This is a genomic window from Antarctobacter heliothermus (assembly GCF_900188425.1).
Classification (GTDB): Bacteria; Pseudomonadota; Alphaproteobacteria; order Rhodobacterales; family Rhodobacteraceae; genus Antarctobacter; species Antarctobacter heliothermus.
Map to the genome: position 1 here is coordinate 54,669 of NZ_FZON01000013.1, position 13,123 is coordinate 67,791.

The window sequence follows — 13,123 nt, forward strand, 5'->3', positions numbered from 1 at the left end:
CCAAAAATATCCCGGGGGAGTCGACCGCAGGGAGACGGGGGCAGCGCCCCCTGCCCACCAAAACCTGTGCCGCGTCAGCGGCTCCGCTGGATCACGGGGGCAAACAATGACCGACCTTCCCGCAACCACCGACCGCAAACTCGGCCTCGTGATCGACCTCGATACCTGTGTCGGCTGCCACGCCTGCGTGATCTCTTGCAAAGGCTGGAACACGGAAAACTACGGTGCGCCGCTGTCGGATCAGGACCCCTATGGCGCCGACCCCTCCGGCACCTTCCTAAACCGCGTCCACAGCTACGAGGTACAGCCACAGGATGCCCCCGCCCAGCTGATCCACTTCCCCAAATCCTGCCTGCACTGCGAAGACGCGCCCTGCGTCACCGTCTGCCCCACCGGGGCCAGCTACAAACGCACCGAGGACGGCATTGTTCTGGTGAATGAGACGGATTGCATCGGCTGCGGCCTCTGCGCGTGGGCCTGCCCTTACGGCGCGCGCGAACTGGACGCCGCCGAAGGCGTGATGAAAAAATGCACCCTCTGCGTGGACCGCATCTACAACGAAAACCTGCCCGAAGAGGACCGCACCCCGGCCTGCGTGCGCACCTGCCCGGCGGGCGCGCGGCATTTCGGCGATCTTGGCGATCCAGACAGCGCCGTCAGTCAATTGGTCGCCGACCGTGGCGGCATCGACCTGATGCCCGAACAAGGCACCAAACCCGTGAACAAATACCTGCCGCCCCGCCCCAAGGACACCTGGCAAGGAGAGGTCGACGTGCTCGCCCCCTTCCTTGAGCCCGTGGCCGAAGAGCCCAAGGGCTTTCTGGCCTGGATCGACAAGACGCTGGAGAAACTCTGATGCATCCGGCCCCGTCCATCATCGCCTTCACCACGTTTTCCGGCCTCGGGCTTGGCCTGCTGTTCTGGCTGGGCATTGACCCGACAGCCCCCACCGGCTGGGTCGCCTTTGCCTTTTTCCTGATCGGATACCTGCTTGCGGTGGGCGGGCTGATGGCCTCGGCCCTGCACCTTGGCCGCCCGGAACGCGCGCTCAAGGCGTTTACCCAATGGCGGTCCAGCTGGCTCTCGCGTGAGGCGTGGATGGCCGTGGCGGCGCTGAGCGTCATGGGGATCTATGCCGCGCTGCTGGTCTTCCTGGACCTGCAAATCACCGTTCTGGGCTGGTTGGGGGCTGTGCTCTGTCTGGCGACCGTTTTCACAACCTCGATGATCTACACCCAGCTGAAAACCGTGCCGCGCTGGTACCATTGGTCGACGCCGGTGTTGTTCCAGCTTTATGCCCTTGGCGGCGGGGCGCTGTTGTCGGGGCGCGTCACCACCGGCCTTGTGCTGATCGGTCTGGCGGCACTGGCGCAGGCGGGCTGGTGGCTGGCGGGCGATCGGCGTCTGGCGGCCTCTGGCTCCACGATCGAGACTGCCACCGGGCTGGGGGCCATCGGCAAGACCCGCGCGTTTGAACCGCCGCACACCGGGTCGAACTACCTGCTGCGCGAGATGGTCTTTGTCGTCGGGCGCAAACACGGGCAGAAACTGCGGCTTATCGCGCTGGTCCTGATGGCGGTGCTGCCGGCAGTCCTGTTGCTGCTGCCTTTTGGCCATCTGCTGGCCGTGGTCGCGCTGCTGTCCCATGTGGCGGGTGTTCTGTTGTCGCGCTGGCTGTTCTTTGCACAGGCCGAACATGTGGTCGGCCTGTACTACGGCAATCGCTAGGCGGCGCGTTATTTCGACCGGCTGAACAGCCCCTTGATGCGGTCACTGCCGTCGTCCAGCCTGTCACCCGCCGCGTCCAGAACCGGGTCCACCCGGCGGGACCAGAACCGTCGCCAGCGCACGCGCAGCGCCCAGAACAGGGCCACCAAGGCGCTCAGCAGGATGATGTTCATCCACGGGATGATGGTCACGTCCGGGCCATCCACCGGGCGGATCGACACCGCGTTGGGATAGATCGAAATGAACTCATTCCGCCAGCCATAGTGCCGGATCACCGCCCATTTCGGATTGTCCGAGGTCGATTTCAGGTCCGCCGCCTCTGCCTGCAGGTTCGAGGTGTCGAACTTGAAATAGGGCGGCCAGCCCCAGCCGGTGTCCTCATTGCGGTACACCATGATCGAATCGTTGGCGCGCCGGGTCTGGACAAAGAACACGTCGCGCGCGGCCAGCGGGTCATCGCCGGTGTCGGCCTGGGTCCAGAACCAGCGGTTTTCCCCGGGATTCACGCGGGTTTCATAGGTGTCGGTGATCCGCACCACGTCATGCTGCGGCAGCGTGTAGTGCAGGAACCCCGCCACCAGCGTCCAGAACAGAACGATCAGGGTCCATTTGACGTATTTCATGCGTGCGGCGCCTTTTAGTTGAAGTTGGTCAGATACACGATGAGGGTCACAAGGCAAAGAGGCACGATATAGACGAGCAGCACAAGCACCCGATGCCGCCGCTTGTCATAGGTTTCCAGTCCGTCCCGAACATAGTCGTCCTGACTGCGCGTCTCGGACGGATCGGCGGCCCAGTCGATCTCCAGCAGATCGCGCCGCCGCGCGCGCAGGTAGAACCACAGCGACCCATAAACCACCGTGAGCACGACCGCCGCCATGATCAGGAACCGCGCCAGTGCCAACATGCCCTACCTCCTGTATTTGACGTGATACGGGTGGCGGCAAAAATCAACGGGGAATACCGCCAAACCCCCCGCGCGGGCGCGACTGGAGGTGCGACTGGCGCAGACGGGTCACCAAACGGCGGTTTTCCAGCGGCGCGGCGCGGTGGACACGGTCAGCAGCAGGATCGGCGCCCAGATCAGCGCCGCCTTGGCCCCCAGCCGCAGGAAATGACCCGCCGAGGCGGCGGGCACCTCACCCAGCAGCGCCAGAATGCCTCCGTCCTGCACCCCGTAAAGCATGGCAAATCCCGCCGAGGCCAACACCCAGCACAACAGGGTCGACACCAGCGCCATGACCACAAGGCCGGTCACGGTTTCCGGCACCAGCACCTCGACGCCCCGCGGGACGACAAAGGCCAGCAGCATCAGGCCGAAGGCGGGTAAGAGGAGGTCTGCGATCATGTCCCCAGTCATGGGGGCAGATCACCGCCAGTGCAACGGTGCGCCGATCCCCATTCTTGCCCGAAGGGCAGGTCGTCTGACAGGATGCGTCCAGAGATTCGATCAAGGGAGATTTCCATGACCCGTGTTTTTGCCGTTTTGATGCTGTCCTCTCTGGCGCTGCCCGCGCAGGCGGACGATGTGTCCGACCTGATGGAATCCGCGCTCAAGGCCTATCAGGATGGCGACATCCAATACGCGATTGATGAGCTGGACATGGCGCGTCACGCCTTGCTGGAGATGAAGACCGCCAGCCTTGGCAGCTATCTGCCCGACGCGCCGGACGGCTGGACCCGCGAGGTGAACACCGAAATGAGCGCCGGTCTGGCCATGATGGGCGGCGGCGTCGGCGCAGAGGCGACCTATACCGATGCAGGTGGCGCGCGGGTCAAGATCACGCTGATGGCGGATAATCCGATGGTGATGAGCATGTCCGGCATGATCGCCAATGCCGCCGTCATGGGGATGAAGACGGAACGCATCCAGCGTCAGAAATTCGCCGTTCAGGACAAGCAGATGATGGCACTTGTCGCCAACCGCATCCTTGTGCAGACCGAGGGTGACCCGGAACAGACCCGGCCCCTGCTGGAGGCGATGGACTTTGCCGATATGGCGAATTTTGGGTTGTAGTCAGCACAATCGGTGCCGGGTGGGGTTCCAACCCACCCGGCACCATCCTGTGTCGACAGACGTCGCCTCAGCCCACCACGTTGAACTCTGGCCCATAGGGATAGCCGGTGATGTTCTCATTGCCGTCTTCGGTGATGATCAGGATGTCATGCTCCCGGTAGCCGCCCGCGCCGGGCGCGCCTTCGGGGATCGTCAGCATCGGTTCCATGCTGATCACCATGCCCGGTTCCAGCACCGTGTCGATATCCTCTCGCAGTTCCAGCCCGGCCTCACGCCCGTAGTAATGCGACAGCACGCCAAAGCTGTGGCCATAGCCAAAGGTGCGGTATTGCAGCAGGTCGCGGTCCGCAAAAAAACCGTTGATCTGCTCTGTCACCTCGGCGCAGCTGGCCCCCGGTTTCAGCAGGCTCATGCCGTATTCATGGGCGGCCACGTTGGCCTCCCAGATGGCGCGGCTGGCGTCGTCGACCTCTTGCACAAACAGGGTGCGTTCCAGCGCGATGTAGTAGCCAGAGATCATCGGAAAAGTGTTCAGCGACAGGATATCGCCGCGTTCCAGCACACGCGCCGTGACAGGGTTGTGTGCGCCATCGGTGTTGATACCGGACTGAAACCAGACCCATGTGTCCCGGTATTCGGCATCGGGAAAGCGTTTGGCGATCTCCAGCTCCATCGCGTCGCGTCCCGCCATTGCGACGTCAATTTCCCGCACGCCGGGTTTGATCGTGTCGCGGATGGCATAGCCGCCCAGATCGGCCACCTGCGCGCCATGGCGGATCAAGTCTATCTCGGCGGCGGATTTGTGCATCCGCTGGCACATGGTGGCGGTGGCCACGTCAATGGCCCGGGACGGGCGCAGGAACGCGTCCATCAGTGCCTTTTGCGCCAGCGTCATGTGATCGGCCTCATATCCCAGCGCCGTGTCCGTGCCGGTGACAGAGGCGATCGCGCGCCAATAGTTGTTCCGCTCCCAGTCGGTGTAGGTGATGTTGTCCCCGTGGCTGCGTCGCCACGGCTGGGCCGCGTCGATGCCGGCGCTGATTGTCACGCTGTCGGTGGGGGTCACCACAAGGGCGTAGGGCCGTCCAAAGCTGCAATACAGAAAGCCCGAATAATAGGCGATGTTGTGCATCGAGGTGAGCACGACGGCATCCAGCCCCGATTGCGCCATGGCCTGCCGCAGGCCGTTCAGCCGGGCGTCATATTCCGCAGGTGCAAAGGGGAGCACGCGGTCCCCTTGGTGAAAGCGGTGGAATTGCGGACGGTGCATGATGATCCTCCTGAGGCGCGACGGTTCTTTGCTCGCCGCGCTGGCAAAGCAAGATCCCGGCGTTCAGGACGGAAAAGGGGCGCATTGGTGACGACGCCATCGTCGGACCCCGCGCGCAGGATGCGGGTTTGTCGACGCTTGTGCAAGGCCTTGGGCGTCGCGCGCGTGTCGGTTTCGGGAGCGAGGGGCCAGCCCCTCGCGCTCCCCGGGATATTTTTGGACAGAAGAAACCGGGGCGTGGCGTAGGTTTTATTGGCCGGCTTTCTTCAGCCAGACCTTGTAGTGCAGCACCGCGCCGTCGCGCTGCGCCCAGTTCAGTTTTTTCTGGAACAGCGCATAAGCCCGTTGCGGGAGGCGGTGGTCGTCCCAGTTGTCCCCCTCTGCGTCGTCCCCGAGGATTTCCCAGGACACGTCCCGGGGCGGTTCGCGAAAGCGGGGGGCGATGGCCTCCATCATGTGGACGCCTTCGGCGAATTTCAGCGCGTAGCGGGCCAGGGCATCGGCCTGCGTCGCCGTGAGCCAGGGCGATCCTTCGCCATGGCGGGCGTCCTCGCGCCAGACCGCAAGATCGGCTTGTGACGGGCCGGTGTCGGGCGCGAGGAGATTGGTCATCAGACGCTCATGCAGATGTATTTCATCTCAAGGTAGTCCTCGATGCCGTGGTGGCTGCCTTCGCGGCCAAGGCCGGATTGCTTGACCCCACCGAAGGGCGCGACCTCTGTCGAGATGATGCCGGTGTTGACGCCGACGATGCCGTATTCCAGCGCCTCGGCCACCTTGTAGACGCGGCTGAGATCCTTGGCATAGAAATAGGAGGCGAGGCCGAAGATGGTGTCATTGGCCATGCCGATTACTTCATCCTCATCCTTGAACCGGAACAGCGGCGCCATCGGCCCGAAGGTTTCCTCCTGCGCGACCTTCATGTTCTGGGTCACGCCGGTCAGGATCGCGGGTGTGATGAACGTGCCCTCCTGAACCTCGCCGCCACAAAGCAGTTTGCCGCCCTGCGCGGTCACGTCGGCGATGTGTTCCTTGACCTTGTCGATGGCGCCTTGGTTGATGAGCGGTCCCAGATCAGTGCCCGTGTCCAGTCCATCCCCGACCTTGAGTTTGCCCACGGCGGCGGCGAGTTTCTCGGCGAAGGCGTCATAGACGCCGTCCTGGACATAGATCCGGTTGGCGCAGACGCATGTCTGGCCATTGTTGCGGAACTTGCACGCGATGGCCCCGGCGACCGCCGCATCCAGATCGGCGTCGTCGAAGACGATGAAGGGCGCGTTGCCACCCAGTTCCATCGAACATTTCATCACCTGATCGGCGGCTTGTTTCAGCAAGATCCGCCCGACTTCGGTGGAGCCGGTAAAGGTCAGCTTGCGCACCTTGGGGTTTTCGCAGAACTCCTTGCCCACGTCCGAGGACCGCGACGAGGTGACGATGTTGAAGACCCCCGCCGGGATGCCCGCACGGTCCGCCAGCACGGCCAAGGCCGTCGCCGACAGCGGGGTTTCGGCGGCCGGACGCCCGACAAAGGCGCAGCCGGCGGCCAGTGCGGGCGCGGCCTTGCGGGTGATCATCGCGGTTGGAAAGTTCCACGGGGTGATCGAGGCGGCGACACCGATGGGCTGCTTGATCACCGTGATGCGTTTGTCGCGCTGGTGGCCGGGGATCGTCTCACCGTAGATGCGCTTGGCCTCTTCGCCGAAGAATTCGACAAAGCTGGCACCATAGGCGATCTCACCCTTGGCTTCGGTCAATGGTTTGCCCTGTTCGGCGGTCATGATGGTGGCAAGGTCGTCCTGATGGTCCATCATCAGCTCGAACCATTTGCGCAGCACGCCGGCGCGTTCCTTGCCAGTCCACTTGGCCCAGTCCTTTTGCGCGGCATAGGCGGCATCCACCGCGCCTGCCACATCTTCGCGCGACAGATCCGCGACCTCGGCGATCACATCGCCGCGTGCCGGGTTGGTGACGTCAAATGTGGCATCGCCGTCCATCCAGACGCCGTTGACGTAGGCACGCGGCTCCAGCAGGCTGGGGTCTTTCAGAAGGCTCTTGAGATTGGTCGCATCGTCGCGCATTCGATAAATCCTCCGTGCAGGTCTTGCCCAAGGCAAAACACCCGTTGCAGGGGAAGTATAGGGCCAAAATGGAGAAAAAGATGGACCTTGACGACGCCTACGCCAATGCCGCCCATATCCCCGATAGCGACGCCTATCCCCCGCGTTGGACCGCCGCTGCCGAGGCTTATCGTCAAAGACTGTCGGTGGCGGGGCGGGCGCGTCTTGGGCTGATGTATGGGCATGGAACGCGGGCCGCGCTGGATTTGTTCCTGCCTGATACCGCGCCCAAGGGGTTGATGGTCTTTGTCCACGGTGGCTATTGGCTGCGGTTCGACCGCTCCAGCTGGTCGCATCTGTCTGAGGGCGCGCGGGCGCGCGGCTGGGCGGTGGCGATACCGTCCTATGACCTGTGCCCAAGGGTGCGCATTTCCGACATCACTCGGCAGGTCGCCAGTGCGGTGACGGTCGCGGCGGCAGAGATACCGGGGCCGATCCGGCTGGCGGGGCATTCCGCAGGCGGGCATCTGGTGGCGCGCATGGGCGCGGTGCTGAACCCGGAGGTGGCCGCGCGGCTGTCGCATATCCTGCCGATCTCGCCGCTGTCGGACCTGCGGCCGCTGATGCAGACCTCGATGAATGCGGACCTGCGGATTGATGATGCAGAGGCGCGCGCCGAGAGCCCGATCTACTCACCGCCGCCCGCCTGCCCGGTGACGGTCTGGGTTGGCGGCGATGAGCGTCCCGTCTTTCTGGATCAGGCGCGCAAATTGTCCCGGGTCTGGGGCTGTGGTCTGGAGGTGGACGCGGGCAGGCACCATTTGGACGTGATCGACGCGCTGGAAGACCCCGAAAGTGCGATGGTCGCGCGGCTGCTGTCGGACTGAGCCGCACCTTCGGGTTTCTTCTCTGTGCAAAATACCCATTGCGGGGCGCCTTTATACGAGCGCGCGGGCCGAAGTGAAAAAAATGGGTAAGGTATCCAAGGATTGCGGATCGGGCTGCGTCTCACTCATGTGATGCGCATGGAAGTCAGCGACGAATCCCTTGCCCGCGCGGCAGCGAATGGTGACCGGCAGGCCTTTGCCCTGCTGGTGGGCCGGGTCTATGACCGTGTTTTTGGCTACGCGGTGAAACTCACCGGCAGCCGGACAGAGGCCGAGGATCTGGCGCAGGACATTTGCGCCGCCTTGCCCGCCAAGCTGCAGAGCTTTCGGGGGGAGGCCAAGCTGACCACATGGCTGTATCGCATCACGGTGAATGCCGCCCGGGACCGGTTCCGGCGGCGCAGCACCCATGCCCGCGCCGCCGATGGCTGGGGTGATTGGGAGCTGGCGCGCCGGGCCGAAATCTCGGAAACGGCAGAGCGGATCGACTGGTTGATGGAGGCGATGAAAAACCTCACGGTCGATCTGCGCGAAACACTGGCGCTGGTTCTGGACGGGGTGACCCATGCAGAGGCGGCGCACATCCTCGAGGTGTCCGAGGGGACCGTCAGTTGGCGGATCTCGGAGGCCAAGAAGAAACTGAAGGCGATGCAGGAGGCCGAGGCATGAGCGACGATCTGGACGATCTCAAGCGCGCATTCGACGCGGGCCTGCCGGGGCCTGATCCGGACAAGCGTGCCGCCACCATTGCGCTGGCGATGAAAAATTTCGACCGCACCCAAGAAAGTGCCGATCTGGCGCGTCAGACCTCTGAGCCCACCGAAAAGGCGGGCATTTTCAGAGGAGCCAAACAGATGTTTGCCAATATTTCAAATCGCGGACTTCTGACCGCAACCACGGCGATTGCCGCCGTCGCCATGGTCGCCCTGATCCCGGTATTGCAGGACAGCCAGCCGCCAGAGATCACGCTGATCCCGGCCAGCAAGCCTGAGGGCAAGCCCGCCGTCGACCCCGTCGCTCAGCCCGACGCCAAACTTGACGACAGTGTTGCCTTGGCCCCCAAGCAGCCCCCGGTCGAGCCCGAAGTGCTGGCAGAGCCCCTGGATCTTGCTTTTGATGCGCCGGTTGTCATGAACAAACGCGCCGCCGATCCCGGTGCGGCCACGGTTGGACGTCAGATGGTTGCGCCCTCGCCGCAGCCCATGGCGCCTGCCGGGGCGTCCCGGATGCGCGCACCAGCCCCGGCTTCACCGGGGGCTGGCCCGTCGGTCAGCCTTGAAACCGGGGTGTTCAACTTTGAGGGCGGCGTGCCCACCACCCGGCCCATGCCAATCCCTGTCCCCGATCAGATCGTCCGCCCCGACCCCGACACAGAGGCGTTCCCCGACGCAGAGGACAACCCGATCAAGGTCACCGCAGAGGCCCCGGTGTCGACCTTTTCCATCGACGTGGACACCGCGTCGTGGTCGATGATCCGCAATTCTCTCAGCCGTGGGATGTTGCCGCCAACAGGGGCCGTGCGGATCGAGGAGATGGTGAACTACTTCTCCTACGACTACCCCGCGCCCGAGGGTGACGCGCCCTTTGCCACCCATGTCGGGGTGGCAGACAGCCCTTGGGTGGACGGGACACAAATCGTCCACATCGGCCTGCAGGGCATGTTGCCGGATACCCGTCCGCCGATGAACCTTGTGTTCCTGATCGACACCTCCGGGTCGATGAACAACCCGACCAAGCTGCCGCTGCTCAAGCAGAGCTTTCGGCTGATGCTGGGCCAGTTGGGCGAAAACGACACCATCGCCATCGTTACCTACGCCGGTAGCGCCGGTCTGGCGCTGGCGCCGACCAAGGCGACAGAGCGCGACACCATTCTTGCGGCGCTGGAGTCGATGCATGCAGGTGGATCGACCGCCGGGCAGGCCGGACTGCAACAGGCCTATGCCACCGCCGCCAAGATGGCCAAGGACGGTGATGAGGATGCAGTGTCCCGCGTGATCCTTGCCACCGATGGCGATTTCAACGTCGGCATCAGCGACCCCGACGCGCTCAAGGATTTCATCGCCGACAAGCGCGATGAGGGCACCTATCTGTCGGTGCTGGGCTTTGGTCGCGGCAATCTGGACGATGCCACCATGCAGGCGCTGGCGCAGACCGGCAACGGGATTGCCAGCTACATCGACACGCTGGCCGAGGCGCAAAAGGTGCTGGTGGACCAGTTGACCGGCGCGCTGGTGCCCATCGCCAATGACGTCAAGATCCAGGTGGAATGGAACCCGGCGCTGGTCGCCGAATACCGCCTGATCGGCTATGAAACCCGCGCGCTGAAGCGTGAGGATTTCAACAACGACAAGGTCGACGCCGGTGAGATCGGCGCGGGCCATCAGGTGACGGCGATCTACGCCATCACGCCTGTCGGCTCTCCTGCCCGCATGACCGACCCGCTGCGCTATGCCGCTGGCGATGTGCAACCGAAACCGGATGACACGGGTGAGCTGGGTTTCCTGCGCTTGCGCTACAAAACGCCCGGTGAGGACACCAGCAAGCTGATCGAAACCCCGATCAACGCCGACGCCGCGCCCTTGGCCGAAGGCAACTGGGCGCTGGCCATCGCCGGTTTCGGCCAGATCCTGCGCGGCTCCGACCTGATTGGCGACTGGAGCATGGGCGACGCCATCGCATTGGCCCAGGCCTCCAAGGGCGACGACCCCTTCGGTTACCGCCAAGAGGCGATCACTCTGATGCGCTTGACCGAGAGCCTGCAAAAATGACCCACGCGCCCCGGGCCTGACCCTGGACCTCTGGCCCTCCGCGCGCGGCGCGGGGGGCTTTTCCATGTCCCCCGCACCAAGAAACACCCCAAGCGACACCAAAGCCGCGCTCTTTTCCCGCCCGGTGGCCGGTTTGACATTTCCGTCACCTGATCGTCACGCGGATGTTACGCCCCCGCGTCACTCCCCCTCTCAATCACACAAGAGGGACACCCCATGCACTTCCGCACTCTATGCCTGACCAGCGCCCTGGCTCTGACGGCCTCCGCCGCCGCCGCGGACATGAACTTCAACCGTATCGCGTCTTTCGCGACCCCGCTGAACATGGCGGCCGGTGAGGACACCGCGCGCGAAACCTCGGCTGAGATCATCGCCGCATCGGGCGACGGCATGACGCTGATCTACACCGACAGCCCGCTGGGCGTGGTCGGTCTGATCGACATCACCGACCCGGCCAACCCGCAACCGCTGGGCAACATCGCCCTCGATGGCGAACCAACCTCCGTCACCGTGATCGGGTCCACCGCCTTTGTCGGCGTGAACACCTCCGCCTCCTACACCGCCCCCGGCGGCAAGCTGCTGTCGATCGACCTGAACACCCGTCAGATCACCGGCTCCTGCGATCTGGGCGGCCAGCCGGACTCGACCGCGCATGACGATGCCGGCACCTTTGTCGTTGTCGCCATCGAAAACGAACGGGACGAAGATCTGGGTGACGGTCGCGTGCCGCAGATGCCCGCGGGCTATGTGTCCAAGGTCATGATCGACAACGGCGTCATGGCCTGCGACACGATCCAGAAAATCGACGTGACCGGCCTTGCCGATGTCGCCCCGACCGATCCCGAACCTGAATTTGTCGACGTCAACGCGCTGGGCGAAATCGTCGTGACGATGCAGGAAAACAACCACATGGTTGTGATCGGCACCGACGGCACAGTGATGTCGCATTTCTCGGCAGGCGCCGTGGATCTGACCCGCATCGACACTGACGATGACCGCGCCTCGCTGATGTTCACCGGCGAACAACTGGGCCGCTTGCGTGAACCTGACGGCGTGCAATGGCTCGACGACACCCATTTCATGACCGCCAATGAGGGTGACATGGACGGCGGGTCCCGCTCCATCACTGTCTTCTCGAAAGACGGCACCGTGGTGTTCGAATCCGGCTCTGCCTATGAAACCGCCGTCATTCAGGCCGGGCACTACCCGGACACACGCTCGGACGCCAAAGGCGTGGAACCCGAAGGCATGGAATTTGCCGTGTTCGACGGCACGCCCTACGCCTTTGTGCTGGGCGAACGCGCCTCGACCGTATCGGTCTACGACACCACCGACCCGACCAACCCGGTGTTCAAACAATTGCTGCCCTCCGGCATCGCCCCCGAAGGCGCCATCGCCATCCCGGGCCGCAACCTGTTTGTCACCGCCAATGAGGCGGATTTGATCGAGGACGGCGGCGTCCGCGCCCATGTCATGATCTATGCCTATCAGGATGCCCCCGCCGCCTATCCGCAGCTGACATCGGCGGGTGCCGATACGCTGATCGGCTGGGGGGCAAACTCGGGCATGGTCGCGGGTGAGGACGGCATCGTCTACTTCGTCAACGACAGCTTTTATGGCAACCAGCCAACCATCTTTACCGTCGACACCAACCAGACCCCGGCCCGCATCACCTCAGCTCTGCCGGTTCTGCGCGATGGTGCCCCGGCTTTGACGCTGGACATGGAAGGCATCACGCTGGACGGCAACGGCGGCTTCTGGATCGCCTCCGAGGGCCGCACAGACCGCGACATTCCTCATGCCCTCTACCATGTCGACGCCTCCGGTGAGATCACCCAAGAAGTCATGTTGCCCGAAGTCCTGCTGGCCAATGAGGTCCGCTTTGGCTTTGAGGGCGTCACCAAAATCGGCGACACCCTGTGGATGGCCGTGCAGCGTGAATGGAAAGACGATCCCAAGAACCACGTCAAATTGGTGTCCTACAACACCGCCACCGGCGACTGGGGGGCTGTCCACTACGCCAAGGCAGAGCCCGCCACCGGCTGGGTCGGCCTGTCGGAAATCACCGCGCACGGCGATTTTGTCTATGTGGTCGAACGCGACAACCAGATCGGCGCCAATGCCGTGACCAAAAAGATCTACCGCATCCCTGCGGCTGACATGGTTCCGGCGGAACTGGGCGGCGACCTGCCGGTTGTGACCAAGGAACTGGTGCGCGACCTGATCCCCGATCTGGCGGCCAATGGCGGCTACATCGTGGACAAGATCGAAGGTCTGGCCATCTTCGCGGACGGCACCGTCTGGGTCTCCACCGACAACGACGGCGTCGACGACAGCTCGGGTGAGACGTTCTTCTGGTCCTTCGGCAAGCTGTAAATCCTGCTTGCCCAAAACTG

General features: G+C 63.8%; 13 protein-coding genes. 7 read left to right on the top strand and 6 right to left on the bottom strand.

Annotated features, from left to right (window positions below):
* Positions 1-106: 106 nt before the first annotated feature.
* Both CHB90_RS09015 and CHB90_RS09020 read left to right on the top strand, forming a co-directional pair.
* Complete coding sequence (locus CHB90_RS09015; protein ID WP_089277540.1) at positions 107-856, top strand: 4Fe-4S dicluster domain-containing protein; 750 nt, start codon at positions 107-109, stop codon at positions 854-856.
* Positions 856-1,728: a dimethyl sulfoxide reductase anchor subunit family protein gene (locus CHB90_RS09020; RefSeq protein ID WP_089277541.1), complete on the top strand. Its 873-nt coding sequence runs from the start codon at positions 856-858 to the stop codon at positions 1,726-1,728. The genes CHB90_RS09015 and CHB90_RS09020 overlap by 1 nt, the downstream gene beginning before the upstream one ends.
* Before the next feature lie 8 nt (positions 1,729-1,736).
* Here CHB90_RS09020 and CHB90_RS09025 read toward each other — a convergent pair whose 3' ends face one another.
* From CHB90_RS09025 to CHB90_RS09035, 3 genes are all read right to left on the bottom strand, one after another.
* Positions 1,737-2,351, bottom strand: coding sequence for a DUF1523 family protein (locus tag CHB90_RS09025; RefSeq protein WP_089277542.1), 615 nt, complete (start codon positions 2,349-2,351; stop codon positions 1,737-1,739).
* A gap of 14 nt (positions 2,352-2,365) precedes the next feature.
* Positions 2,366-2,635 carry a hypothetical protein gene (locus CHB90_RS09030; protein WP_089277543.1) on the bottom strand — a complete coding sequence of 90 codons (270 nt, stop codon included), beginning with the start codon at positions 2,633-2,635 and terminating at the stop codon, positions 2,366-2,368.
* Between the two features lie 108 nt (positions 2,636-2,743).
* Entirely contained in the window at positions 2,744-3,076 is a 333-nt protein-coding gene (locus tag CHB90_RS09035) for a hypothetical protein (protein WP_089277544.1), read from the bottom strand.
* Between the two features lie 117 nt (positions 3,077-3,193).
* Here CHB90_RS09035 and CHB90_RS09040 point away from each other — a divergent pair, with 117 nt between their 5' ends.
* Entirely contained in the window at positions 3,194-3,745 is a 552-nt protein-coding gene (locus CHB90_RS09040) for a hypothetical protein (protein WP_089277545.1), read from the top strand.
* A gap of 67 nt (positions 3,746-3,812) precedes the next feature.
* Here the strand turns inward: CHB90_RS09040 and CHB90_RS09045 are convergent, their stop codons facing one another.
* From CHB90_RS09045 to CHB90_RS09055, 3 genes are all read right to left on the bottom strand, one after another.
* Positions 3,813-5,015 carry an aminopeptidase P family protein gene (locus CHB90_RS09045; RefSeq protein WP_089277546.1) on the bottom strand — a complete coding sequence of 401 codons (1,203 nt, stop codon included), beginning with the start codon at positions 5,013-5,015 and terminating at the stop codon, positions 3,813-3,815.
* A 249-nt stretch (positions 5,016-5,264) separates the two neighbouring features.
* On the bottom strand, positions 5,265-5,627 hold the full coding sequence (locus CHB90_RS09050) for a hypothetical protein (RefSeq protein WP_089277547.1): 363 nt from the start codon (positions 5,625-5,627) through the stop codon (positions 5,265-5,267).
* Positions 5,627-7,093: an NAD-dependent succinate-semialdehyde dehydrogenase gene (locus tag CHB90_RS09055; RefSeq protein WP_089277548.1), complete on the bottom strand. Its 1,467-nt coding sequence runs from the start codon at positions 7,091-7,093 to the stop codon at positions 5,627-5,629. Before CHB90_RS09055 ends, CHB90_RS09050 begins: the two co-directional genes overlap by 1 nt.
* An 80-nt stretch (positions 7,094-7,173) precedes the next feature.
* Between CHB90_RS09055 and CHB90_RS09060 the strand changes: the two genes are divergently transcribed.
* The 4 genes from CHB90_RS09060 (at position 7,174) to CHB90_RS09075 (ending at position 13,103) form a co-directional block, all read left to right on the top strand.
* A complete protein-coding gene (locus CHB90_RS09060; protein WP_089277595.1) occupies positions 7,174-7,959 on the top strand; it encodes an alpha/beta hydrolase in 786 nt (261 codons plus the stop codon).
* Positions 7,960-8,097: 138 nt separating this feature from the next.
* Positions 8,098-8,628 (top strand): RNA polymerase sigma factor, encoded by a 531-nt coding sequence (locus CHB90_RS09065; RefSeq protein WP_089277596.1) that lies wholly within the window; start codon positions 8,098-8,100, stop codon positions 8,626-8,628.
* Positions 8,625-10,727 (top strand): vWA domain-containing protein, encoded by a 2,103-nt coding sequence (locus CHB90_RS09070; protein ID WP_089277549.1) that lies wholly within the window; start codon positions 8,625-8,627, stop codon positions 10,725-10,727. The genes CHB90_RS09065 and CHB90_RS09070 overlap by 4 nt, the downstream gene beginning before the upstream one ends.
* Before the next feature lie 216 nt (positions 10,728-10,943).
* Positions 10,944-13,103 (top strand): esterase-like activity of phytase family protein, encoded by a 2,160-nt coding sequence (locus tag CHB90_RS09075; protein WP_089277550.1) that lies wholly within the window; start codon positions 10,944-10,946, stop codon positions 13,101-13,103.
* Positions 13,104-13,123: the final 20 nt, after the last annotated feature.